Annotated in this window: 23 protein-coding genes; 21 read left to right on the forward strand and 2 right to left on the reverse strand. The window is 41.0% G+C overall.

Annotation, left to right across the window (positions count from 1 at the left end; translation table 11 throughout):
* Window positions 1-142 precede the first annotated feature (142 nt).
* Window positions 143-958 (forward strand): ABC transporter substrate-binding protein, encoded by an 816-nt coding sequence (locus ACVX3R_RS03435; protein WP_033585614.1) that lies wholly within the window; start codon window positions 143-145, stop codon window positions 956-958.
* 19 nt (window positions 959-977) lie between these two features.
* Here the strand turns inward: ACVX3R_RS03435 and ACVX3R_RS03440 are convergent, their stop codons facing one another.
* Window positions 978-2,249, reverse strand: coding sequence for an aminotransferase-like domain-containing protein (locus ACVX3R_RS03440; protein ID WP_458795472.1), 1,272 nt, complete (start codon window positions 2,247-2,249; stop codon window positions 978-980).
* 145 nt (window positions 2,250-2,394) lie between these two features.
* Here ACVX3R_RS03440 and budA point away from each other — a divergent pair, with 145 nt between their 5' ends.
* The 5 genes from budA (at window position 2,395) to ACVX3R_RS03465 (ending at window position 5,946) form a co-directional block, all read left to right on the forward strand.
* Window positions 2,395-3,126, forward strand: a complete 732-nt coding sequence (budA, locus tag ACVX3R_RS03445; protein WP_247917219.1) for an acetolactate decarboxylase — start codon at window positions 2,395-2,397, stop codon at window positions 3,124-3,126.
* A gap of 9 nt (window positions 3,127-3,135) precedes the next feature.
* Window positions 3,136-3,888, forward strand: a complete 753-nt coding sequence (locus tag ACVX3R_RS03450) for a YhfC family intramembrane metalloprotease (RefSeq protein WP_458795473.1) — start codon at window positions 3,136-3,138, stop codon at window positions 3,886-3,888.
* 367 nt (window positions 3,889-4,255) lie between these two features.
* Window positions 4,256-5,068 (forward strand): Cof-type HAD-IIB family hydrolase, encoded by an 813-nt coding sequence (locus ACVX3R_RS03455; protein ID WP_458795474.1) that lies wholly within the window; start codon window positions 4,256-4,258, stop codon window positions 5,066-5,068.
* A 43-nt stretch (window positions 5,069-5,111) separates the two neighbouring features.
* The gene (locus tag ACVX3R_RS03460) at window positions 5,112-5,423 is read left to right on the forward strand and encodes a LacI family DNA-binding transcriptional regulator (protein ID WP_458795475.1); all 312 of its coding nucleotides are present in this window, start codon (window positions 5,112-5,114) and stop codon (window positions 5,421-5,423) included.
* Window positions 5,392-5,946 (forward strand): type 1 periplasmic-binding domain-containing protein, encoded by a 555-nt coding sequence (locus ACVX3R_RS03465; protein WP_458795476.1) that lies wholly within the window; start codon window positions 5,392-5,394, stop codon window positions 5,944-5,946. The genes ACVX3R_RS03460 and ACVX3R_RS03465 overlap by 32 nt, the downstream gene beginning before the upstream one ends.
* Before the next feature lie 24 nt (window positions 5,947-5,970).
* Here ACVX3R_RS03465 and ACVX3R_RS03470 read toward each other — a convergent pair whose 3' ends face one another.
* Window positions 5,971-7,179 carry an MFS transporter gene (locus ACVX3R_RS03470; RefSeq protein WP_458795477.1) on the reverse strand — a complete coding sequence of 403 codons (1,209 nt, stop codon included), beginning with the start codon at window positions 7,177-7,179 and terminating at the stop codon, window positions 5,971-5,973.
* Window positions 7,180-7,278: 99 nt separating this feature from the next.
* Between ACVX3R_RS03470 and ACVX3R_RS03475 the strand changes: the two genes are divergently transcribed.
* From ACVX3R_RS03475 to alaS, 15 genes are all read left to right on the forward strand, one after another.
* Complete coding sequence (locus ACVX3R_RS03475; protein WP_458795478.1) at window positions 7,279-8,100, forward strand: helix-turn-helix domain-containing protein; 822 nt, start codon at window positions 7,279-7,281, stop codon at window positions 8,098-8,100.
* A 261-nt stretch (window positions 8,101-8,361) separates the two neighbouring features.
* Window positions 8,362-9,267: a UDP-N-acetylmuramate dehydrogenase gene (gene murB / locus ACVX3R_RS03480; protein ID WP_458795479.1), complete on the forward strand. Its 906-nt coding sequence runs from the start codon at window positions 8,362-8,364 to the stop codon at window positions 9,265-9,267.
* 158 nt (window positions 9,268-9,425) lie between these two features.
* Entirely contained in the window at window positions 9,426-10,583 is a 1,158-nt protein-coding gene (locus tag ACVX3R_RS03485; protein ID WP_458795480.1) for an ABC transporter ATP-binding protein, read from the forward strand.
* Window positions 10,564-11,370, forward strand: coding sequence for an ABC transporter permease (locus tag ACVX3R_RS03490; protein WP_000754114.1), 807 nt, complete (start codon window positions 10,564-10,566; stop codon window positions 11,368-11,370). Before ACVX3R_RS03485 ends, ACVX3R_RS03490 begins: the two co-directional genes overlap by 20 nt.
* On the forward strand, window positions 11,367-12,140 hold the full coding sequence (locus ACVX3R_RS03495; RefSeq protein ID WP_458795481.1) for an ABC transporter permease: 774 nt from the start codon (window positions 11,367-11,369) through the stop codon (window positions 12,138-12,140). Before ACVX3R_RS03490 ends, ACVX3R_RS03495 begins: the two co-directional genes overlap by 4 nt.
* The gene (locus ACVX3R_RS03500; protein ID WP_458795482.1) at window positions 12,137-13,207 is read left to right on the forward strand and encodes an ABC transporter substrate-binding protein; all 1,071 of its coding nucleotides are present in this window, start codon (window positions 12,137-12,139) and stop codon (window positions 13,205-13,207) included. The genes ACVX3R_RS03495 and ACVX3R_RS03500 overlap by 4 nt, the downstream gene beginning before the upstream one ends.
* Window positions 13,208-15,254: 2,047 nt before the next feature.
* On the forward strand, window positions 15,255-15,986 hold the full coding sequence (cas6, locus tag ACVX3R_RS03505; protein ID WP_458795483.1) for a CRISPR-associated endoribonuclease Cas6: 732 nt from the start codon (window positions 15,255-15,257) through the stop codon (window positions 15,984-15,986).
* A complete protein-coding gene (cas10, locus tag ACVX3R_RS03510; protein ID WP_458795484.1) occupies window positions 15,967-18,210 on the forward strand; it encodes a type III-A CRISPR-associated protein Cas10/Csm1 in 2,244 nt (747 codons plus the stop codon). Before cas6 ends, cas10 begins: the two co-directional genes overlap by 20 nt.
* Window positions 18,211-18,591 carry a type III-A CRISPR-associated protein Csm2 gene (gene csm2 / locus ACVX3R_RS03515; RefSeq protein ID WP_006148241.1) on the forward strand — a complete coding sequence of 127 codons (381 nt, stop codon included), beginning with the start codon at window positions 18,211-18,213 and terminating at the stop codon, window positions 18,589-18,591.
* On the forward strand, window positions 18,591-19,253 hold the full coding sequence (gene csm3 / locus ACVX3R_RS03520; protein WP_125415272.1) for a type III-A CRISPR-associated RAMP protein Csm3: 663 nt from the start codon (window positions 18,591-18,593) through the stop codon (window positions 19,251-19,253). The genes csm2 and csm3 overlap by 1 nt, the downstream gene beginning before the upstream one ends.
* A gap of 1 nt (window position 19,254) precedes the next feature.
* Window positions 19,255-20,160, forward strand: a complete 906-nt coding sequence (gene csm4, locus ACVX3R_RS03525) for a type III-A CRISPR-associated RAMP protein Csm4 (protein WP_458795485.1) — start codon at window positions 19,255-19,257, stop codon at window positions 20,158-20,160.
* Window positions 20,157-21,218, forward strand: coding sequence for a type III-A CRISPR-associated RAMP protein Csm5 (gene csm5, locus ACVX3R_RS03530; RefSeq protein ID WP_458795486.1), 1,062 nt, complete (start codon window positions 20,157-20,159; stop codon window positions 21,216-21,218). The genes csm4 and csm5 overlap by 4 nt, the downstream gene beginning before the upstream one ends.
* A complete protein-coding gene (gene csm6, locus ACVX3R_RS03535; protein WP_458795487.1) occupies window positions 21,215-22,504 on the forward strand; it encodes a type III-A CRISPR-associated CARF protein Csm6 in 1,290 nt (429 codons plus the stop codon). The genes csm5 and csm6 overlap by 4 nt, the downstream gene beginning before the upstream one ends.
* A 300-nt stretch (window positions 22,505-22,804) precedes the next feature.
* Window positions 22,805-23,290 (forward strand): LURP-one-related/scramblase family protein, encoded by a 486-nt coding sequence (locus tag ACVX3R_RS03540; protein WP_125841029.1) that lies wholly within the window; start codon window positions 22,805-22,807, stop codon window positions 23,288-23,290.
* Between the two features lie 21 nt (window positions 23,291-23,311).
* A complete protein-coding gene (gene alaS, locus ACVX3R_RS03545; protein WP_458795488.1) occupies window positions 23,312-25,930 on the forward strand; it encodes an alanine--tRNA ligase in 2,619 nt (872 codons plus the stop codon).
* Window positions 25,931-25,953 lie beyond the last annotated feature (23 nt).

Consider the following 25,953-nt stretch of genomic DNA (forward strand, 5'->3'; position numbering starts at 1 on the left):
ATACAGAATAAAAGGCTGATTGTGATAAATCAGTCTTCTTTTTATGAAAAGAATTATTTTACATTCAAAATCTCTAAAAGGGTTGACAACTATTTTTAAAAGAGTTATAATTATTCAGAAATAACAGAAAGGTCGTTTATTTATGAAATTTAAAAAATGGATGTTAGTTGTATGTAGCATGCTTGCCAGCATGGTTTTGGTAGCTTGCCAGTCAGGAACGGATAGCTCCCAGTCTGCTGTGGACGCTATCAAACAAAAAGGAAAGCTAGTCGTTGCGACCAGTCCAGACTATGCACCATTTGAATTCCAATCCTTGGTAGATGGTAAAAACCAAGTGGTTGGGGCAGATATTGATATGGCTCAAGCGATTGCGGATGAGCTTGGGGTTAAACTTGAAATCTCTAGCATGAGTTTTGACAATGTTTTGACCAGCCTTCAAACTGGAAAGGCTGACTTAGCCATTGCAGGAATTAGTGCCACAGATGAGAGAAAGGAAGTCTTTGACTTTTCAATCCCTTACTATGAAAATAAGATGAGTTTCTTGGTTAGAAAAGCCGATTTAGACAAGTACAAGGATCTCTCAAGCCTCGCAAGTGCCAATATCGCAGCTCAAAAGGGAACTGTGCCAGAAACCATGGTCAAGGAACAATTGCCAAATGCCCAGTTGACATCCTTGACCAATATGGGGGAAGCAGTTAATGAATTGCAGGCTGGAAAAGTGGATGCTGTTCATATGGATGAACCAGTTGCTCTTAGCTACGCAGGTAAAAACTCAGATCTTGCCGTTGCAACTGTTAATTTGACGATGAAAGATGGCGAAGCCAATGCTGTTGCTATTAAGAAGAATCAATCAGACTTGAAAGCAGTAGTCGATAAGGTTATCCAAAAACTAAAAGATGACGGAACCTATCAAAGCTATCTAGAAAAAGCAGCGAAACTAACAGAAGTTGAACAATAAGAAAAAACAGAGTTGGACTTTAATCCAATTCTGTTTTTATGTATTCTAATAGCTCTTCTAGATTTTCAAGAGTGACTTTGGCAAACTGATAAGGACAGGCATCCAAATAAGCCTTCTCAAAAAAGTCTAGTTTGAGTGAGCTGTGTTTCAAACTGGCAATCTTAGGATAGTGTCTCAAATCAAGGAGAAGGCCATCATGTAGAGGATAGTGGGGCAAGGGACAGGTGTTTTCTTCAAGTACTTTCTTTATCTGAGCCTGATAGTTCTCTTGAAGGGTCAATCGAGCCAGTCGATTTTTTTCAAATAACTGGCTATCGATGTAAAGGGAAAGAGCCTTTTGCATGATGAGATTGCTGTCATAGTCCAGGATATTTTTGTAGGAAACAAAGGCCTCTTTTAGGGCATTTGGGAGAATGAGAGCGGTAATACGAAGAGCTGGAAAGAGACTGGTTGAGAAGGACTTGATATAAACGACCCGATCCTCAGTATCCAGATAGTGGAAGGTTTGGCCCTTTCTAGGATCTAGGTCCCCTAAATAGTCATCCTCGACGATATATACACCATACTGGTTTGCTAGATCCAGAATGGCCCTTTTTTCCTGATCAGAATAGGAATGGCCGAGAGGATAGTGGAAGCGAGGAATGGTATAGAAAAACTTGATTTTCCCAGATTTGAACTGTTCTTCCAGTTCTTCAAGGTCAATGCCATCAATACGGCGTTCAATGGTCTGGTAGGCCAATCCCTGAGCGACCAAGAGGCGGTTCATTCGGTGATAGGTCGGTTGTTCGACCAAAATCTCCGCTCCCTCGCTCGGAAAGTTGATCTGAGAAAGGATAAAGAGAGCTTGCTGAGTACCAGATGTTAGAACCAGTTGGTCGGGTTTGCAGTAGAGGGCTTGGTTGAAAAGAAGTTGATGGACAGATCGTCTCAGTTCCTCAAGTCCTTCTTGGTTGTCATAATAGTTGAAGAGGTAGTTTTCTCTTCCAATTAGGGTTTCATTGACACAGAGTCGGAAGTCGTCATAGGCACTGGCATGTTCATCAGTGACTTCGATTTCCAAGTCCTGATGCTGTCCTTGTTCCAGAACATAGTAACCACTCTGAGGTTTGGCATAGAGGTATTGTTCATGGCGCAATTCCAGTAGGGATCGTTGGATAGTGTCCTTGCTACAGTGGAAGTCCTGGCTCAGTTGACGGATAGAGGGAAGTCGGCTGCCTGTTGGAAATTTTCCTGATTCGATTTCCTTTTTTAGAAAGGAAACGACTACTTGGTATTTACTTTCTTTCTTCATTCCAGACCTCCCTTGATTTTGTTACATTGTACCTTTTTTTTGCCTCCTTTGCAATGGGAAAAGCATTTCTCCCTTTCACAACTAGGAGCAAATGTGGTATACTTAGAAAGTATGATGATTCATTGAATAAAAGATAAGAAAGAGAATGGATAGAAAAGTGCAGGAACCGGTAAAATTATTTCAATACAATACTTTAGGTGCCCTAATGGCAGGTCTCTATGGTGGAACCATGACCGTAGGAGAATTGCTGGAACATGGCGACCTTGGCTTGGGAACATTGGATTCGATTGACGGGGAATTGATCGTCCTTGATGGCAAGGCTTATCAAGCCAAGGGATCTGGTAAAACGCCTGAAATCGTCGAGGTGGCAGCAGATGCCCTTATTCCCTATGCAGCAGTGGTTCCTCATCAGGCAGAAGTGATTTTCCGTCAGCGCTTTGAGATGACAGATAAGGAATTGGAAAAGCGAATTGAGTCCTACTATGATGGGGAAAATCTCTTTCGTTCCATCAAGATTCATGGCGAATTTTCACAAATGCATGTGCGGATGATTCCCAAATCCACACCTGATACCAAGTTTGCTGATGTCGCTACTCACCAACCTGAATATAGCCGTGAAAATGTATCGGGAACTATTGTTGGATTTTGGACACCAGAGATTTTCCATGGAGTGAGTGTTGCAGGCTACCATTTGCATTTTATCTCAGATGATTTGACCTTTGGTGGGCATGTGATGGACTTTGTTATCAAAGAAGGAATGATTGAGGTTGGGGCAGTCGACCAGTTGGACCAACGTTTTCCAGTCCAAGATCGCCAGTATTTGTTTGCCAAATTTAACGTTGACGAGATGAAGAAAGATATTGATAAGTCAGAATAGGAGAAAAAAATGACAGTACATATTATCCTCACCATGATCGCTTTGGTTCTCATTCTAGTAGGTGGAACTTGGTATGCCAAAAAACGGTTTAAAATCTCTCTTGCAGTGATGGGCTTGGGGGCAATCGCATTTTTTGTTTCTTCTCAGGTGTTAGAGAAGATGGTTCACCTTCTGGTACTTCATCCGCAAAAAGACGGAACCATTTTACTAGCGCAGGAGCATCCTTTCTTATACGTCCTTTATGGGATCGCTATGGCAGCCCTCTTTGAAGAGACGGCTCGTCTTGTCTTTTTTAAATGGTTGGAGAAAAAGAGAAAGTTGGAAGATAGAGATGCTTGGGCTTATGGCTTAGGACATGGAGGCTTAGAGATGCTCTATCTCGGAATGGGAAGTTTGATTAGCCTTTTGATCCTCTTTTCACTCCTACAATCTTCAAACTCTGATGCGGCGAATCTTCTTACAAAGAGTACATTAGAAACAGTTCAGTCTCTATCAGCATGGCAGGTCTATCTACTAGGGGTTGAGCGTGTGCTTGCTCTGGTTCTCCAAATTAGCCTTACTGTCTGGGTCTATCAAAGTGTCCGTCAAAAGAAATGGATCTATCTCGTTGCTGCCTATGGTTTGCATGCCTTATTTGACTTGGCTCCAGCCTTATCTCAAGTGGGGTGGATTGCAAATCCACTTCTAGTTGAGTTCATCCTTCTCGCAGAACTTCTAGCTCTTGTCTGGCTGACAAAATCTACATTTTGGAAAAAATCATAAAAAGAGGGTGACCTCTTTTTATTGTTCTCTCTTAACTCTGTTATTTCTGTTTCTTGCTATTTACCGCCAGCTGTATTATCTGGAAGACAAGCCTATCTTTCTGTTTAATACCTATTTACCAAGGGACAGTCAGCTTTTCAAGAAATGAAAAACTTGTTTGATAAAATCTTTCAATTAAGCCAAGGAGATGCCGTTATCAATCAAGCCCCCATCAACTCTGTCTATACTCGAAAAAATTTAAAAAATTTTTCATTTTCCTCTTGACATGGAACGCGTTCCAGAATGTACAATGGTATCAAAGGTTGGGAATGCGCATTTAAACCGACCTATACACGCTAGCGGACAAAGAAGAAAAGAGGACAATATTATGACCATCAAACGTATTTTTTCAGATATGGACGGCACGCTTCTCGATTCTGAGGGCCGCGTTTCTAGCGAGAATAGCAAGGCTATCCGCGATGCTCAGATTCCGCTGACTCTGATTTCTGCTCGAGCTCCAATGGAAATGAGAGAGGCTATCGAAGCACTTCAGCTGACTGGCCCTCAAGTAGGTTTTAACGGTGGTTTGATTTATCAGATTGTGGATGGAAAGGTCAAACCCCTTCATATAGATATTCTTCCTAGAAAGACAGCACAAACTATCTTACAGGCAGTGCGCCAGCATTTTCCACAAATTAGCGTCAGCTATTATGATATGACGAACTGGTATTGTGATAGAATAGATGAAGGGATTCGTCTAGAGTTCAACATCACGCGCCAGGCACCAACACTTACAAACGAGGCGGATTTTCTAGCAGCTAAGGACAATACCTTCAAGATAATGATGATTGCCCTAGATAATGACGAACTATTAGCACTGGAGAAATACTTGCAAGCCCTAGACTTGGGCGAGGTCAGCATTCTCCGATCTAGTCAATATCATCTAGAAATTACCAGCAAAACTGCTAAAAAATCAAAAGGTATTGCTTATATTCTCAAAAAAGAAGGTTTAGATAAGAGCCAGACCGCTGCCTTTGGTGATGGGCACAACGATATCCCAATGTTTGAGATGGTGGGCTATCCAATCGTAATGGGCAATGCCTTTCCTGACATCAAAGAGCTGGCTTATAAGGTAACACGCAGCAATGATGAACATGGTGTCGGCTACGGCATCCGTAAATATCTTAAAAAAATCCATTAATCACGTGTTCGGAGGGTGTCAATCCTCCTATAGAAAGCAAACAATGACAAATATTCGAAAAATTGCCAAACTGAGTGGCTACTCGGTTTCTAGCGTATCACGCGTTATTAATAACCATCCCCATGTTTCAGAGGAAGCTCGCCAGAAAATCCTGCAAGTTATGGAGGAATTGGACTATCGTCCTAACATCTTAGCTCAGGAGTTAAGTTCGGGTTCGACTCGTAGGGTTGGTGTTGTTATTCCCTACACGACACTCCATCCATATTTTAGTCAGTTACTGAATGGGCTTTTGGATGCGGCCTTGGCTCATAACCACTCGCAGTGTGGATTTAGAAACCATTGCTTCCTACACTAAGTATGGTAATATTGTCTGCTGTGAGGAAGTGCAGGACCCCAATCTGAGCAGCGTCTATGTGAACCAGACCCATGCCTGCAAGACAGCCTTCAACTGGATTAAAGACCAGGGAAAAAGTAGAATTGCTCTGCTATTTACCCGAAAAGACCTAAAAAGTTCCACCTACCGTCTCACTATGGAAGCCTACAAGGAAGTTTTTGGTGAAAAAAAGGAACCTCTGATTTTGGATGGTATTTCCACGGGAGAGGATGCTTATGAGCAAGGGGATAGCCTACTAGAGCAAGATTTAGACTGTATTTTCAGCAACGGAGATGATGTGGCAACTGGTGTAGTTCGCTATTATCAGGAGAAAAATCTTGAATTACCTTTGCTGATTGGCCAAGAAAAGCAACTGACAGGAGAGGTGCTGGGGATTCCTACCATTGATAATAAATCCTACCAACTCGGACAGGAAAGCTTCAAACAAGCTCTCTCTGACGAAAAACGGACCATTATCCTACAATCGGAGTTTATCATACGATGATAAAATAGTCTCAAGTGACAATCGTCACTTGAGACCTATTTTTCTTCTATACAGCATCCGTAAACAAACCAGGATGCAGATGCTTAGGCAGGCAATCAAGACCAGACGATACGGATCCAGTCCTGAGCTAGAACTAGCTAGGTGCACCAAGTTACCAGAGAGATAAAAGACAAGTACGCTAACAAGATAGGCAATCCCCTGATAAATATTCCAAATTGTAAAGGGGCTAGGACTTGCTGCCTGGTGTTTGACTAGAGAAATGTAGAGTCCCCATAGAGCTCCCACAGTCCCATTTAATAACCCCCAACCTATGCTCCAAAAGATTGTATAGGATACAGCATCATGGGGAAGAAAGAAGATCAAAAGAATCTCGCATCCCGTTACCACCAGTAAGATTGTGAAAAACAGAGAACGTCTTTTCTCAAAACAAGGACCTGCAAGAGCAAAGGCTAGGACGTTCCCCAGCAAACTCATACTCGAATATAGAGAAACGAGGTTGGCGGAGAGGTGCAATACCTGTACCATATAGAGGACATTCATTGTTAAGGTCACATATAAAATCAAACTATCCAAAAGTAGGATACGGACATGGTGCCAGAGTTGTTTTTTCAAAACCTGCCAGTCCATTTGTCTTGTTACTTGATGATTTTGAAACAAGCTATAGTCGGTTTGTAACTGTTTCAAAAGGATAAACTGCATGAATAGACTAGCAAGAGCAATCACCAGTAACCAACGATAATGAAGTGCAGTCAGTTCTTTTCCGATGAAAAAGGAAATAAGAAGGGTATAAAAGCTCGTGACCAGCTGAAACAAACCTAAGTAACTGAGAAATTTTGCGCGGACTTTCTCTTCTGTTAATAATGATATTAAGGGATTCCAAGCCAGACCAAAGCCCAACTCCACGGCTATCTGATATAGAACCAGAAAAAGAGCATAGATAGAAAAAGTCACACTTTCGTAGGGAATCACTACTAATATCCCTAGCAAACATAGCTTAGACAGTATACTCCACCGCATCAGGTCAAGGAGATTTTTCCTTCGCATCAGATAAGACAAGGGAATGCGGACAAGGGCTATAATCGGTAGCATTGTGATAAGCCAGCTATTTTGCAAATCACTAAAACTTAAAATCTGACTCATAAAAAGAATCATGAAGTCACCTGTGATGGTGATGGAAACAATTTGATTACTGAGGTTGAGCCCTACCATACTAGATTGATACGATTTTTTCATTTGTTCTCCTTTCTTGCCCCATTATAAACCAGAGTTTGTTCCTTTTCTAGGAGTTCATGATGAAGAAATATGCACTTATGTTGCAAGGAGAAAGCATTTATGAAACTATGGCACTATTTTAAAGAAACATCTAAGGAATTTTACCTTGAAGAGTGTGGGATTGATGATTATTCTAGCTTTCCGTTTTATGACTATACTGTTTTTCAGGATTTTGTCATCCACTGGATTTGTGAAGGGAAAGGCTACCTGCAAGTTGATGGGCAGACCTATTCTTTGGAGAAAAATGATGGTTTTATCCTAAGAAAAGGCCAAAAAGTACGCTATTGGGCAAATCCAGAAGATCCTTGGACAACCTACTGGCTGGGATTCTCTGGAGACAAATTAAGCGACTATCTCCAAAACACACAAGTTTTTTATGAGTCTGTTTGCCATTTCGATAGTTATTTTCAAAGCAGAGAAATCATTCAAGACATCTGTCACAAAACTGCAGAAAGTAGGCAAAAAGAGAGCTGGTACCAGATGCAAGTTTATACTTTCCTTTACTACCTGCAGGAAGAATTTCCAGCAGAAATACCGCTGAATGTCGCTCAACTCCCTGTTGAAAAAGCTGCGCTAATTTTACTACAACAGTACAAACAAGACATCTCCATTCAAGACTTGGCATCCCAGGTCGGACTCAGTCGTAGTACTTTGTTTCGTCAGTTTAAGAAACTTTACCATAAATCTCCTCAGCAATTTCTCCTTGAAACACGCCTGCTAAAGGCAAGAACACTCTTAACTGACACTAATCTATCTATAAAAGAAATTACCTTGGAAGTCGGCTATCAGGACCAACTAGTCTTTTCAAAAGCTTTTAAACATTTTTTCTCTGTGAGTCCTAAATTTTACCGCCAAAGCTGGAAAAGGTCCCCACTCGATTAGCATCCATTTCGGCATTTGCTTTTAGAAGGGTCTTATTGATTGCTTCAAGTGCAGATCGATTCAATATAAAAAATTTTGACAACAGCATCCTGAAAGTTAGATATCATTCATCTAACTCTTGGGGTGTTTTGCTATAACCTTACATTCATGTTCACATCTATCATCTGAAAAATAAGAATGCGATTAACAATAGTAATTTTGAGGTCGTCAAAAATCTTTAAAAATGGTATAATGAAATCACTTTACAAAAGGATGAGAGATATGACATTAGTAACTAGAATACAAGAACAATTAGAAGGAATTGATATTCGTTTTAAGGAACCCTTGAAGCTCTATACCTACACTAAGGTAGGGGGACGAGCGGATTATCTGGTTTTACCACGCAATCGCTATGAGATGGCGCGTGTCGTTCAATTTGCCAATCAAGAGAATATTCCTTGGATGGTGCTAGGGAATGCCAGCAATATCATCGTTCGTGACGGTGGAATTCGTGGATTTGTCATCTTGTGTGACAAGCTTAATAACGTTTCAGTTGATGGCTATACCATTGAAGCGGAAGCTGGGGCCAACTTGATTGAAACGACACGTATTGCCCTCCGTCATAGTTTGACTGGTTTCGAGTTTGCTTGTGGCATTCCAGGGAGCGTCGGCGGTGCGGTCTTTATGAATGCGGGTGCTTATGGAGGAGAGATTGCTCATATCTTGCAGTCTTGTCAAATTTTGACCAAGAAAGGGGAAATCGAGACCTTATCTGCCAAGGAATTGGCTTTTGGTTACCGTCATTCAGCTGTTCAAGATTCTGGAGCTGTTGTTTTGTCAGCTAAATTTGCCCTATCTCCAGGGAATCATCAGATTATCAAGCAAGAAATGGATCGCTTGACGCACCTACGTGAACTCAAACAACCTCTAGAATACCCATCTTGCGGTTCGGTCTTTAAGCGTCCTGTTGGTCATTTTGCAGGTCAGTTGATTTCAGAGGCTGGCTTGAAGGGCTATCGTATCGGTGGTGTTGAAGTGTCTGAAAAGCACGCAGGATTTATGATTAATGTTGCTGACGGAACGGCCAAAGACTATGAGGACTTGATCCAATCCGTTATTGAAAAAGTCAAGGAACACTCAGGTGTCATCCTTGAGAGAGAAGTCCGAATCTTGGGTGAGAAAGAATAAAATTTAGGCAGAAAAGCTGCTACTATGTCAATGGAAAGGGGGTGAAAGCCTATCGTTAGCGAAGATGCATGTAGGCAGTTCAATCTCCTACACGAGGTAGTAGTGGCCTGACAGAGCCCTGATCTGTTAATTTATGAAAAAGAAGGAATTTATGACAATTGAAAAAACCAATTATTGAATTCAAAAACGTCTCTAAAGTTTTTGAAGACAGCAACACCAAGGTTCTCAAAGACATCAACTTTGAGTTGGAAGAAGGGAAGTTTTACACTCTTTTAGGCGCATCTGGTTCAGGGAAATCAACCATCCTAAACATCATTGCAGGTTTACTGGATGCGACGACAGGGGATATTTTACTGGATGGGGTGCGGATCAATGATATCCCAACCAATAAACGTGATGTTCATACCGTCTTCCAATCCTATGCCTTGTTTCCACATATGAATGTGTTTGAAAATGTTGCCTTTCCCCTCCGCTTGCGTAAAATCGACAAGAAAGGAATCGAACAACGTGTAGCGGAAGTTCTCAAGATGGTTCAGTTGGAAGGTTATGAGAAACGTTCTATCCGTAAACTTTCTGGAGGACAACGTCAGCGTGTGGCCATTGCCCGTGCCATTATCAACCAGCCCCGTGTAGTCTTGCTGGACGAGCCCTTGTCAGCGCTGGACTTGAAATTGCGAACAGACATGCAGTACGAACTGCGTGAACTGCAACAACGATTGGGGATTACCTTTGTCTTTGTCACTCACGATCAGGAAGAAGCCCTTGCTATGAGTGACTGGATTTTCGTTATGAACGATGGCGAGATTGTTCAGTCTGGAACACCAGTGGACATCTACGATGAGCCAATCAACCACTTTGTTGCTACCTTTATCGGTGAGTCAAATATCTTGCCTGGTACTATGATTGAGGACTACTTGGTTGAGTTTAACGGCAAACGCTTTGAAGCAGTCGATGGGGGGATGAAGCCAAATGAGCCAGTTGAGGTTGTCATTCGTCCAGAGGACTTGCGCATTACCCTTCCTGAAGAAGGCAAGCTCCAAGTCAAGGTTGATACCCAGCTCTTCCGTGGGGTTCACTATGAGATCATCGCCTATGACGAACTCGGAAATGAATGGATGATCCACTCGACTCGTAAGGCCATTGTGGGTGAGGAAATCGGTCTGGACTTTGAACCAGAAGATATCCACATCATGCGTCTCAACGAAACCGAAGAAGAGTTCGATGCTCGTATCGAGGAGTACGTAGAAATCGAAGAGCAAGAAGCAGGTCTGATTAACGCGATCGAGGAGGAAAGAGATGAAGAAAACAACCTCTAAACTCTTTGTAGTACCCTACATGCTTTGGATTGCCCTCTTTGTCCTCGCACCCTTGGTCTTGATTTTTGGACAATCCTTTTTCAACATTGAAGGGCAGTTTAGTTTAGAAAACTATAAATCCTACTTTGCGTCACAAAACTTGACCTATCTCAAAATGAGCTTCAACTCTGTTCTTTATGCAGGAATTGTGACCTTGGTGACGCTTCTCATCAGCTATCCAACAGCCCTCTTTTTGACCCGCCTTAAGCACCGTCAGCTCTGGCTCATGCTGATTATCCTGCCGACATGGATTAACCTGCTCCTTAAGGCCTATGCCTTTATCGGGATTTTTGGTCAGAATGGCTCTATTAATCAATTTTTGGAATTTATCGGAATCGGTTCGCAGCAGTTGCTCTTTACTGATTTCTCCTTCATCTTTGTCGCAAGCTACATCGAGCTTCCCTTTATGATTTTGCCGATTTTCAATGTATTGGACGATATGGATAACAATCTTATCAATGCCAGCTATGACCTCGGTGCGACCAAGTGGGAGACCTTCCGCCATGTTATCTTTCCTCTGTCTATGAACGGAGTAAGAAGTGGTGTCCAATCAGTCTTTATCCCAAGTTTGAGTCTCTTCATGCTGACACGTTTGATTGGTGGAAACCGGGTTATCACGCTGGGAACGGCTATTGAGCAGAACTTCCTGACCAATGACAACTATGGAATGGGTTCTACCATCGGTGTGATTCTCATCCTGACCATGTTCATCACCATGTGGGTGACCAAGGAAAGGAGAGAACGATGAAAAAATTTGCCAATCTCTACCTAGCCTTTGTCTTTATCGTCCTTTATTTGCCTATTTTTTATCTGATTGGTTACGCATTTAATGCAGGGGATGATATGAACAGCTTTACTGGTTTTAGCTTGAGCCATTTTCAAACCATGTTTGGTGATGGTCGTCTCATGTTGATCCTCACCCAAACCTTTTTCTTGGCCTTTCTATCAGCCTTGATTGCGACCATTATCGGGACTTTTGGTGCTATCTATATCTACCAGTCTCGTAAGAAATACCAAGAAGCCTTTCTATCACTCAATAATATCCTCATGGTTGCGCCTGACGTTATGATTGGTGCTAGCTTCTTGATTCTCTTTACACAGCTTAAGTTTTCACTTGGATTTTTGACGGTTCTATCTAGTCACGTGGCCTTTTCAATCCCTATCGTGGTCTTGATGGTCTTGCCTCGTCTTAAGGAGATGAATGATGACATGATTCATGCGGCTTATGACCTTGGTGCCAGTCAGTTTCAGATGTTTAAGGAAATCATGCTTCCTTACCTAACTCCGTCTATCATTGCAGGTTATTTCATGGCCTTCACCTATTCGCTAGATGACTTTGCTGTGACCTTCTTTGTAACGGGAAATGGATTTTCGACCCTATCAGTTGAAATCTACTCTCGTGCTCGTAAGGGAATTTCGTTAGAGATCAATGCCCTGTCCGCACTTGTCTTTCTCTTTAGTATTATCCTGGTTGTAGGTTATTACTTTATCTCACGTGAGAAGGAGGAGCAAGCATGAAAAAACTCTATTCATTTTTAGCAGGAATTGTAGCGATCATCCTTGTCTTGTGGGGAATTGCGACTCATATAGATAGTAAAATCAACAGCCGAGATAGTCAAAAACTGGTTATCTACAACTGGGGGGACTATATCGATCCAGAACTCTTGGAGCAATTCACAGAAGAAACAGGAATCCAAGTCCAGTACGAGACCTTTGATTCCAACGAAGCTATGTATACTAAGATCAAGCAGGGTGGAACGACCTATGATATTGCCATTCCTAGTGAGTACATGATCAACAAGATGAAGGACGAAGACCTCTTGGTACCACTCGATTATTCAAAAATTGAAGGGATTGAAAATATCGGACCTGAGTTCCTCAACCAGTCTTTTGATCCGGGAAATAAATTCTCCATTCCTTATTTCTGGGGAACCTTGGGAATTGTCTACAATGAAACCATGGTAGATGAGGTGCCTGAGCATTGGGATGACCTCTGGAAGCCAGAATATAAGGATTCCATCATGCTCTTTGATGGAGCGCGCGAGGTGCTGGGACTCGGGCTTAACTCACTTGGTTACAGCCTCAACTCAAAGGATCCTCAGCAGTTGGAAGAGACAGTAGATAAACTCTACAAACTGACTCCAAATATCAAGGCCATTGTGGCAGACGAGATGAAAGGTTACATGATCCAGAACAATGCTGCTATCGGCGTGACCTTCTCTGGGGAAGCCAGCCAGATGTTGGAGAAAAATCCTAATCTCAAGTATGTCGTTCCGACTGAGGCCAGCAATCTTTGGTTTGACAATATGGTCATTCCCAAAACCGTGAAAAACCAAGATGCCGCCTATGCCTTTATCAACTTTATGTTAAAACCCGAAAATGCTCTTAAAAATGCAGAATATGTCGGCTATGCAACACCAAATAACACAGCCAAGGAACTGCTCCCAGAGGAGACCAAGGAAGACAAATCCTTCTATCCAGACGCTGACACCATGAAAAACCTAGAAGTTTATGAGAAGTTTGACCATAAATGGACAGGAAAATATAGTGACCTCTTCCTACAGTTTAAAATGTATCGGAAGTAGGAGTAAATAAAAAAACGAATCAGTCAAGCTGGTTCGTTTTTGTTTTAAAAAATTTATATTTGAGCTTGACAAAAGGAATTTTAATGATAAAATAGTATCCTTTATACATTTAGGAGGAATAAAAAGGTATATGATTAATTTGGTTTTTAGAAATGAAAACTCTTTCAAAATATGGTATACTAATAGTAGTTTCCAATAGGTTATATCTAGTGCTTGTTATAGGTTTACATACAAGATATGGGGTATAGATACCTATCTACCTCGAGAGGGGACGGAAACGTACCTTGTTTCTTATTGGTATTGAAAATAACATCAGTATAGATACCTATCTACCTCGCAAGGGGCCGGAAACGAAGTTTAGAAGACGTAGAATGAAAAGGATACAATTGTATAGATACCTATCTACCTCGAGAGGGGCCGGAAACAAATAGTTGTTATCGTCTATCACTCTGCCAAAGCCTTGTATAGCCACCTATCTACCTCGCGAGGGGCCGGAAACTCTGAATGAAGGAAAAGTTGAATTGCTGGATTACCGTATAGATACCTACCTACCTCGAGAGGGGCCGGAAACAGCCTGTCATAATCTTCGATGCATTCTCTAAAACTGTATAGATACCTATCTACCTCGAGAGGGGCCGGAAACCGGTCTGAGATTTCTTTGTTCATTGGGATCCAGTCGTATAGCTACCAATCTACCTCGAGAGGGGCCGGAAACTAATCAATCCTTGGCATGACCACTGTCAGCACACCTTGCTGAAAGTATAGCCCCCTATCTACCTCGGGAGGGGACGGAAATCACTCCACCTCCTCAATCTCAATACCCGGGCAATCAAAGTATAGCTACCTATCTGCCTCGAGAGGGGCCGGAAACTAGAAGTCAGCGTCAAACGTTCCCTGTACTCCAAGGTATAGCTACCTATCTACCTCGCGAGGGGCCGGAAACTTATCGAGTGCTGATTGATACATTTTTACCAACTTGTATAGCCACCTATCTACCTCGTTAGGGGTCGGAAACTGTTTAACTGCTGACTCAACGAATGTGTCAAGATCAGTTTATAGCTCCCTATCTACCTCGCGAGGGGCCGGAAACCCACGTTGGCTCAAGATTGCACGTTCTTCTGCTGTGAAGTATAGCTCCCTATCTACCTCGCGAGGGGCCGGAAACCCCAAAAGTTCTGGATTTTCGTAGATGTTCCCGATAGTATATCCCCCTATCTGCCTCGCGAGGGGCCGGAAACTCTTTCTCGACCTCGTAGTCGTCAAGCCAAGCACGAGTATCAAATTCTGTTTAACTCTAAAGGGGTCGGAAACTAATAGCGATCTACCGCACCATAATCAAAATGTGGTATAGGACATCTTTCTACCTCAGGAGGGGCCGGAAACAATATTGAATATATCGGTTTATTAGTTTGTACAATTAGTATAGATACCTATCTACCTCGCGAGGGGCCGGAAACTCTGTATACCAGAAATGAATGTTTTCAAACAATGAAAGTATAGCTCCCTATCTACCTCGGTAGGGGCCGGAAACCACGCTCTAAATTTTGGAATCATCCCAAATCCTCGTATAGATACCTATCAACCTCTAGAGGGGCCGGGAACTCTTTTTGTGTTATAATTCAGTTAGATTTTTTGGTATAGCTCCCTATCTACCTCGCGAGGGGCCGGGAACTATTTAGTTGTAATCAAACCATCTGGCTCTATTGTGAATTCTGTATAGATACCTACCTCGCGAGGGGCCGGAAACATAGATGGGAAGTATTCAAAATCAGCGTTTCCATCGTATAGATATCTATCTACCTCGAAAGGGGACGGAAACTTCATAACAGTATTTCCACAGTAAACCAAAACGTTGTATAGACACCTATCTACCTCGAGAGGGGCCGGAAACATTTCTATCCAGTGGTTATCATTAGTTGCATTTTTTTACAGTATAGATACCTATCTACCTCGAGAGGGGACAGCTTCATAAGGGCAAAGGATTCTGAAAGTAAAAAAAAGCGCTCATGAGAAACCAAAAGCGCAATTGTATCAATAAAGGAGGCATATGAAACGCATCGAACTATCATTTAAGCGGATTGACCAATCACCGAGCGACCTATCGACAAAATTTCAAGGTTTTCTCATGGAGAACCTAGAACCAGACTATGTGACTTGGCTACATGAGCAGGAGACAAACCCCTACTCACTAAAAATCATCCATCAAAAGGACAAGACCCTATGGTCCCTTCATCTCCTGACGGATGAGGCTGTCAAGCAGATCTTGCCTGTTCTATTGGAGCTCAAGAAAGTAGAACTTCATGATTTGCCAACTCTCATGGTTGAGTCTTTGTCCATGCAAGATCTCAGTTCAGAGCAACTCTTTGAGTTTTTTAATGAAAACCAAGATCGGTCACTCTACACCATTCTTTTTCAAACTCCGACAGGATTTCGCTCTCAGGGAGAGTACGTGTTCTTTCCGACCATGCGTCTCATCTTTCAGAGTTTGATGATGAAGTATGCACGTCTGGTCGAGAATCGTCAGGACATCGAAGAGGAAACCTTGGACTACTTGGTCAAGCATAGTAGAATTACCAGCTATCGATTGGAATCCAGCTATTTTAAAGTCCATGGCAAAAAAATACCTGGTTTCAGGGGGAAATTGACCTTTAAAATTACAGGTCCAAATACCTTGAAAGCATATGCCAATATGCTTCTAAAATTTGGGGAATACTCAGGTCTCGGTATGAAAACTAGCTTAGGGATGGGAGGTTTAGAACTTGAAGAAAGAAAAGATTGATTTGGTTTATGGATCACTTTTGCACGCTATCGGCAAGGTGATTCAAGGTTCCAGGTATGATGAGAAAGACCTGGGTACCATTGGGTCCGAATGGTTTAGACGCTTTTCGGATAATGAAAAGATAGCCCAGCAGATAGCCAAGGCGACTTCTAGTGATTTGCCGACGGATTTAGCTCCTGATAGTTTAGTCTATATCACGTCAGCTGCTGCAAAGATTGCTTCAGGCCTAAAAGGGGTAGCAGATACTCATGGAGGTAAAGAAGATTTCCTAAGCAAACAATCGGATATCTTCAATGTATTTTTAGATAGCCCTAGTCAACGTTATCTTGATGCACGACCATTAGAGCTTGACGGGGAACCAAACTATGCTAAGAAATCGAGTGAGCCGTCTGACCAGTCAGATTATGACTTGATAGTAGAAACCTTAGAAAAAGAGTTTGAGAGATTGGACTTTAGCCAGTCTGAGATAGATGCCCTTTTGAATCTCCTTGAGTCTACTCTTTCCTATGTGCCTGTTTCGACAAGGACCAAGGAATTATCAGATATTTCTCTAGCAACCTACAGTCGACTAACAGCTGGCTTTGCCCTAGCCATAGAGGACTATTTAGCAGACAAGAATTGCCGTGACTATGAGAAGGTACTGGGGCAAGATTTAGAAGCTTTTTATAGCGAGAAGGCCTTTTTATTAGCAAGTTTTGACTTGTCAGGGATTCAGGATTTTATCTACAATATCGCAACAGCTGGTGCAGCTAAGCAACTAAAAGCACGTTCCATGTATCTAGATTTTATGGGAGAACATATCGCAGACAGCTTACTAGAGAAATTAGAGCTTACAAGGGCTAATCTCCTCTACGTTGGTGGAGGTCACGCCTACTTTATCCTTCCAAACACCGAAAAAATTAAAGAAACCTTGGCTAACTTTGAAGCAGAATTCAATCAGTTTTTGGTCAAGCATTTCCAGACAGGTTTGTATGTCGCATTTGGTTGGAGTCCATTTTCTGCCAATGATATGACAACGACACTGGCCGACTATCGAAAAGTCTATCAAACAACCAGTCGGATGATTTCCCAAAAGAAAATTTCTCGTTACGATGCCAAAACTCTCCTTGAACTTAACCAAGGTGGAAAAAGCTCCCAGAAAGAATGTGCAATTTGTCACTCAGTCGAAAAGCTTGCCAAGTATAAAGATCAAGAGGTCTGTCATATCTGTGCAGGGATGTATCGCTTTGCCAGGGAAATACAAGAAAACTACTATATTGTGACAAAAGAAAAAGGCCTGCCGATAGGTCCGGGAGCCTATATTAGTGGTATTTCTAAAGCCGACCTTGCCAATGAAGAGTGGGACCGTGTTTATGTAAAGAATAGCTATAGTACAGATATCCTAAAAGCAACCCATGTCTTTGTCGGAGATTACAAGTATGATGAGATTTACGAGTATGCCAAATTATCTCAGGATAGTGAAACTGGACAAGGGATTAAGCGATTAGCAGTTGTTCGACTAGATGTGGATGATCTAGGAGCAGCCTTTATGGCTGGGTTCTCCTATCAAGATGGTGGCAAATATAATACTCTGGCACGCTCGGCAACCTTCTCTAGAAGCATGAGTATCTTCTTTAAGGTCTATATCAATCAGTTTGCGAAAGAGAAAAAACTATCAATCATCTATGCCGGTGGAGATGATGTATTTGCTATCGGTTCCTGGCAGGATGTTATTGAGTTTACTATTTGTCTCCGACAAAACTTTATCAAGTGGACAAATGGCAAATTAACCCTATCAGCAGGGATCGGCCTCTTTCCAGATAAAACTCCAGTTAGCCTGATGGCTGAGGAAACTGGTAAGTTAGAAGGAGCAGCGAAGGAGAACGACAAGGATAGTATTTCCCTTTTTGAAAAAGCCTATACCTTGAAGTTCGACCAATTTATTGACAAAGTCTATAATGGGAAACTTAAGAGTATTCGTTACTACTTTAATATTCAAGATGAGCGCGGAAAGAGTTTTGTATACAGACTGATTGAGCTCCTTCGTAACTACGATCGTATGAATATTGCTCGATTAGCCTATTATTTGACCCGCTTAGAAGATCAAACTTCTAAGGATAAAAAAGAAGAGTTTAAAGAGTTTAAAGATTTATTCTTTTCTTGGTATACAGGTAGCGATAATGAACGTAAGGAAGCAGAGATAGCTTTACTTCTATATATTTATGAGATTAGAAAGGATTCATAGATGGCAATTTTAACAGATGATAATTACGTAGATAAGGCAGAGAATGTTATTAAATCACTGAATCGAAACACTAGAGATTCTAGGAACCCTGAAGCATTCCTTTTAACAACCAGCAAAATTAGAAACCTACTAAGCTTGACGAGTACCCTCTTTGATGAAAGTAAGGTTAGAGAGTATAAGGATTTAGCTGACAAAATTGCTTATTTGAGAGTGCAGTTTGTTTATCAATCGGGCCGAGAAACTGCGGTTAAAGACTTGGTTAAAAAGGCTGAAATTCTAGACATTCTAAAAGAAATAAACAATAAGGAAAGTCTCCAACGTTTTTGTCGCTATATGGAAGCACTAGTAGCTTATTTCAAATTTTATGGAGGAAAAGATTAATGGCATTTGCAAAAATTCAAGTAAAAGGACAAATTCGTCTAGAAACAGGACTTCATATTGGTACAAGCAATGCTTTTGCGGCAATTGGGGCTACTGATTCGCCTGTAATCAAGGATCCTATTACTAACTTACCAATCATTCCGGGTTCAAGTATAAAAGGGAAGATGCGTAGTCTTCTTTCAAAAGTTCATAATGAACGACTAGCTAAGAAACCAGGAGAAGATGGAGAAATTCTAAGTCGACTCTTTGGGAACAGTTCTGATAATCGCTATAAAATGGGGCGACTCATTTTTAGAGATGCCTTCTTAATCAATAAGGACAAGTTAGATTCATTAGGGGTCAAGAGTTATACTGAAGTTAAGTTTGAAAATACTATTGACCGTATCACTGCTGAAGCGAATCCAAGACAAATTGAACGTGCTATCCGAGACAGTGTCTTTGGATTTGAGTTAATCTATGAGGTGACAGATAAGAGTCAAGCTCAAGTGGAAGAAGATTTCAAAGTAATACTTGATGGATTAAAACTCTTGGAACTTGATTATTTAGGTGGATCTGGCTCTCGTGGATATGGTAAAGTTGTTTTTGAGGATCTTAAAGCAAATACAGTTTTCGGAAACTATGATGTTAGTAGATTGAATGAACTTTTAACTACGGAGGTCTAGTATGACCTATAAGATGTATATTATGAACTTCCATACTGCTCACTTCGGAGCAGGAACTCTGGATAGTTCTAAAATGACTTTTGCAGCTAATCGCTTATTTTCTGCCTTAGCTATTGAAGCGAAAAAAATGGGGAAAATGGAGGAATTTGTGTCATTAGCAGGTCAAGATGAATTTGTTTTGACAGATGCCTTTCCTTATCAGTCAAGTCCATTTTTACCGAAGCCGATTGGATTTCCAAAGTTTGATCAGCAAGACTTAACAACGGATGTTAAAGAAGTAAGACGTCAAGCGAAAATGGCAAAGAAACTTCAGTTTATTCCTTTAGATAAATTTGATTCCTATGTAAATGGGACGCTTTTTGAAGATGCAGAACATGCAGTAACAAACATTATCACTAAAAACCAACCTCACGTGGATGGGGCTCTTTATCAAGTTTCTACGGTTAGATTTGCTGATAAGTCTGCTCTCTATGTGATTGCTACCGAATCAGACTTCTTGAATGAACTCATGACAAGTTTGCAGTACGCGGGAATTGGGGGTAAACGTTCTAGCGGCTATGGACGGTTTGATTTAACCATTACAGACATACCTGATGCTCTTAAAAATCGTCTTACTAAGGTCCATCAAGGAACAGTCATGGCCTTAACAACTTCTTTACCAATTGAAAAGGAACTTGAACATGCTATGGAAACTGGTTCCTATTTACTAAGTAAATCAAGTGGTTTTGCCTTTAGTACAGAAACTAATGAAAATTATCGTAAGCAGGATTTATATAAGTTTGCTTCTGGATCTACTTTCTGTGAAACCTTTACAGGACAGATTGTAGATGTAAGGCCTCTTGATTTCCCGCATGAAGTATTAAACTATGCTAAACCACTATTTTTCAAGATGGAGGGAGAAAGATGAGAACAGAATATAGAACCTTTCAATTTAGCCTCCTAGCCATGGCTCCTATCCATATTGGGAATGGTGAGAAATATACTTCTCGAGAATTTATCTATGAAAATGGCTACTTTTATTTCCCAGATATGGGTAAGTTTTATAATCGAATGGTGGAGAAAGGTTATGATCAGGAGTTTGAACGGTTTTTACAAGAGACTAAGCCAAGCGCCAAAAATAATCGCTTGATTTCCTTTTTAGAGGATAACCGTATTTCTGACCGTAACTTTGGTGGCTATAGAATTATTGAAACTGAGTTAGAAACAGATAATAAACAATTAAGAGGAGGCGCATTAAATCAAGTATCAAAGTTTATGAGAGATGCTTTTGGAAATCCGTATATTCCTGGAAGTTCATTAAAGGGAGCTATTCGGACTATCTTGATGAATACCAATCCTGACTGGAATAATAAAAATGTTGTGAAAGATAAAAAGGAAAACAAATCTTTGATTCCTTGGGGAGCAAAAAAAGGTCAGAACTATGATGACTTGTTTAACGCTATTCGTGTTAGTGATAGCAAACCATTTAGTAATGAGAGTCTTATTTTAGTTCAAAAATGGGATTGTTCAGCCAAGACCTCCCTTGCCAAGCCTCTTCCTTTATACAGGGAAGCTTTAACTCCTGGCAAAATAATTAATTTTAAAATTACCACAACTACAAAGGAGGCGGGGGAATTAATTGAGAAACTTGGTGAGAAAGCATTTGAATTTTATAATGACTATAAGATTTTTTTCCTCAAAGATTTTCCTGAAAATAAAATTCAGCCAAATATTCAATATCCTATCTATTTGGGAGCGGGAAGTGGAGCTTGGACAAAAACCTTGTTTCAACAAGCGGATGGAATCTTACAAAAACGGTATAGTCGAATGAAGACCAAGATGGTTGGCAAGGGTGTTCTGAAATTGACAAAAGCGCCTAAGAAAAATCTTAAAACTACAACGGGAAATAGAAAACTGTTAAAAAATGATGAATCCTTCTATGAGATGGGCAAGGCAAACTTTATGATTAAGGAGTTTACTAAATGACAATTTTAATTTCAGCAGTAGGTAACACAGATCCTATCAGTAAGAACAGAGATTCAGCCTTAATGCACATAACTCGAAAATATAAACCAGAAAGAATCATCTTACTCTATAGTGAGGAAATGTTAGTTAAAAAAACTCTTATTGAGAGAGCCCTTTTTTCATTTAAAGACTATAAACCTGATGTGAAAATTCATGAGCAAATATTAAGGAATGATGAGGTTTATTTGTATGATAAAATGTATGAGGTCATAGGAAAAATTATAAAAGAGTATTCTAAATTAGGAGAGGAATTAATTCTAAATCTATCTTCTGGTACTCCTCAGATAAAATCAGCTCTATTCGCTATAAACCGAATTGATGACTATAATACGAAGGCAATTCAAGTTACCACTCCTAGTAATTCATCTAACAATCCCCAAAAAATACTCTCCAAGGAAGAGGAAGATAATCTGTTTAAAAATAATGAAGATAATCAGGATAATTATGACAATAGATGTATCATGGATATAGCGGAGAAGTTCAATCATTCTTTAGTTAAACGTCATTTAAGAAGTTTGATAGAGTCATATGATTATTTAGCAGTTGAAAAGATTGTTATCCGGAGAGATTCGAAGGGGCTGCTTTCAAATAAGCAGTTAGCTCGTTTAAGAATCATTCTAACCGACTTAGTAAATGTTTTTAAAAAACAAGAAGTTCTTTCAGAAATTCAGAAATATCCACTTTCAGAGGTTGAGAAAAAAGCCCTTAATTATTTTTTGATGATTGAGATTTTAAACAAACGAGGTCAAGTAGCAGATGTTTTGATTAAGTCAAAATCATTAGTCGAATTTATATTAGAAGATAGAATAAAAAGGAACCATCCGAATCTAATAACATATACAAATAAGTTACCTAAACTAAACAAAGAACATCAAGATTTTGAAAAAGTTATCGGTTATTTAGATAGTGATTATAAAAAAGCACAGAATGAAAATGAGGGCAAAAAAGAAGACTTTTCTCCTACAACAACTCTAAATCTAATTATATACACTAAAATTTTAGAGTATTACAAATATAGTCCTGAATTAATTAAGTCACTTAGAGTTATCATTTCTTTAAACAATGAGAGAAATAAGGTGGCACATGGTTTGTCAGAGATTGATAGTAAACTAGTCAATACAAAGAAATTGCAACAGACAATAGATACCTTGCGTTTTATTTTACAAGATACATTCGAGATTGATGATAGCTATTTCTCTTGTTATCAAGCACTTAATAATGAAATGCTTGACTTACTTCGTCAATAATGTATACCTTTATTGATAAGTCTACCTTTCTGGTGAAATATTTCATGAGATTATGACTCCTTGGTTTCCCAGTTGACGCAAACTTAAAAAAACGATATAATAAGAAAGTTGAGAATTGATTTTCAGTTGTCTTAGTCCAGAGAAATGGCGGTGCTGCGAGCCATCTAAGGTAGAAAGTCATGCTACTCAATCAGACAATTGCATAAGATTATGAGAATGACAAGTTCATTGAATGAAGGTGGTACCGCGGTTTTTCGCCCTTCGTGATGTGAGCTTGTCTTTTGATTTTTGGAGGTGTTTATGAAGACATTTCTCGTGAAACAAAAGTTTCGTCTTGGAGGCGAACGCTTTGATATCAAGGATGATAGAGGAGTGGTAAACTATCAGGTGGAGGGATCTTTCTTCCAAATTCCTAAGACCTTTACCATCTATGACGCCTATGGTGAGCAAGTCAGTGAGATTAGTAAAGAATTTTTCACCTTGCTTCCTCGCTTTAATATCCAGTTACGAAACGGTTCAAATTTCGTCATTCGTAAGAAGTTGACCTTCTTTCGAGATAAGTATGAGTTTGATCATCTAGGGCTTCGTATCGAGGGCAATATCTGGGATTTGAATTTCAAATTGCTAGATGATCGTGATCAGCTTGTCGCCGAAATTCAAAAAGAAATTTTCCATTTGACCTCAACCTACACTGTAACCGTCTATGAAGACTCTTATGCAGATCTGGTCATTTCCCTCTGTGTCGCGATTGACTATGTGGAGATGCTAGAAAGCCAATCAAATTAAACAAGTAAATAAGGAGATATTATGAAACAACTATCTAGTGCTCAAGTTCGCCAAATGTGGCTAGATTTCTGGGCAAGCAAAGGCCACTCTGTAGAACCATCAGTCAGCTTGGTTCCAGTAAACGACCCAACACTTTTGTGGATTAACTCAGGGGTTGCTACCCTTAAGAAATACTTTGACGGGACTATCAAACCTGAAAATCCACGTATCACCAATGCGCAAAAAGCTATCCGTACCAACGACATCGAAAATGTCGGAAAAACGGCTCGCCACCATACCATGTTTGAAATGTTGGGGAACTTCTCTATCGGAGATTACTTCCGTGATGAAGCCATCACTTGGGCTTATGAGCTCTTGACAAGCCCAGAATGGTTTGATTTTCCAGCTGAAAAACTCTACATGACCTATTACCCTGATGACAAAGATTCTTACAATCGCTGGATTGAAGTAGGAGTGGATCCAAGCCACTTGATCCCAATCGAAGACAATTTCTGGGAAATCGGTGCAGGACCTTCTGGACCAGATACAGAAATCTTCTTTGACCGTGGAGAAGAATTTGACCCAGAAAACATCGGTATTCGTTTGCTTGCAGAAGATATTGAAAACGACCGTTACATCGAAATCTGGAATATCGTTTTGTCACAATTTAACGCAGACCCTGCTGTTCCTCGTAGCGAGTACAAGGAATTGCCACACAAGAACATTGATACGGGCGCTGGTTTGGAGCGTTTGGTAGCCGTTATCCAAGGGGCTAAGACAAACTTTGAAACAGACCTCTTCATGCCAATCATTCGTGAAGTTGAGAAATTGTCTGGTAAGGTCTACGACCAAGATGGCGACAACATGAGCTTCAAGGTTATTGCAGACCACATCCGTTCACTTTCATTTGCCGTCGGTGATGGTGCCCTTCCAGGAAATGAAGGCCGCGGTTATGTTCTTCGCCGTCTTCTCCGTCGTGCTTCTATGCACGGTCAAAAATTGGGAATAAACGAGCCTTTCCTTTACAAACTCGTTCCAACTGTTGGAAAAATCATGGAAAGCTACTACCCAGAAGTGCTCGAAAAACGTGACTTTATCGAAAAAATCATCAAGAGCGAGGAAGAGTCATTTGCACGTACCCTTCATTCAGGTCAACACTTTGCAGAAACCATTGTAGCTGATTTGAAAGCGAAAGGTCAAAACGTTATCGCTGGGCAAGATGTCTTCAAACTCTACGACACTTACGGATTCCCAGTTGAGTTGACGGAAGAAATCGCTGAAGAAGCTGGGATGACTGTAGACCGTGAAGGTTTTGAAGCAGCCATGAAAGAGCAGCAAGAACGTGCGCGTGCGTCAGCTGTCAAAGGCGGCTCAATGGGAATGCAAAATGAAACCCTTCAAAATATCACAGTGGAAAGTGTCTTCAACTACAATGCCAGCCAATTGCCTTCTAAGTTGGTGGCTATCGTAGCGGACAATGCTGAAGTTGAAGCTGTTTCAGAAGGAACTGCCTCTCTGATCTTTGCAGAGACTCCATTCTACGCTGAAATGGGTGGACAGGTAGCTGACCATGGTCAAATCTTGGATGCTGCAGGAAACCTTGTGGCTACAGTGACAGATGTTCAAAAAGCGCCAAACGGACAAGCTCTTCACACGGTTGAAGTTCTTGCACCGCTTGCTTTGAACCAAGAATACACCTTGGCCATCGATACCAATCGTCGTCACCGTGTCATGAAAAACCACACAGCCACTCACTTGCTCCATGCGGCCCTTCACAATATCCTTGGTCACCATGCGACACAAGCAGGATCTCTGAACGAAGTCGAATTCCTTCGCTTTGACTTCACTCACTTCCAAGCCGTGACTCCAGAAGAATTGCGTGCTATTGAACAGCAAGTCAATGAGAAAATCTGGGAAGCAATTGCAGTAGAAACTGTTGAGACAGATATTGACACTGCTAAAGAAATGGGAGCTATGGCCCTCTTTGGTGAAAAATACGGTAAGGAAGTTCGTGTTGTGACCATCGGTGACTACTCAGTGGAACTCTGTGGTGGTACCCACGTTGGCAATACTTCTGAAATCGGTCTCTTCAAGATTGTCAAAGAAGAAGGAATCGGTTCAGGTACCCGCCGTATCTTGGCAGTAACTGGTAAGGAAGCCTTTGAAGCCTATCGCGAACAAGAAGACGCTCTGAAAGCCGTCGCAGCAACCTTGAAAGCACCTCAACTCAAGGAAGTTCCTCATAAGGTTGAAGGACTTCAAGAGCAACTTCGTCAATTGCAAAAAGAAAATGCAGAATTGAAGGAAAAAGCCGCGGCCGCAGCTGCAGGTGATGTCTTCAAGAATGTTCAAGAAGCAAACGGCCACCGTTACATTGCTAGTCAAGTTTCTGTATCTGACGCAGGTGCTCTTCGCACCTTTGCGGATAACTGGAAACAAAAAGACTACTCTGATGTGCTTGTCCTAGTTGCCGCTATCGGTGACAAAGTCAATGTTCTTGTAGCTAGCAAGACAAAAGATGTGCATGCAGGAAATCTTGTCAAAGAATTGGCTCCAATCGTTGATGGACGTGGTGGTGGTAAACCAGACATGGCCATGGCAGGAGGAAGCAACCAAGCGAAAATCCAAGAACTCTTGGATGCAGTAGCAGGTAAATTGTAAGACAATGAAGATCTATCCATTTG

This window comes from Streptococcus sp. 517s (assembly GCF_054445985.1).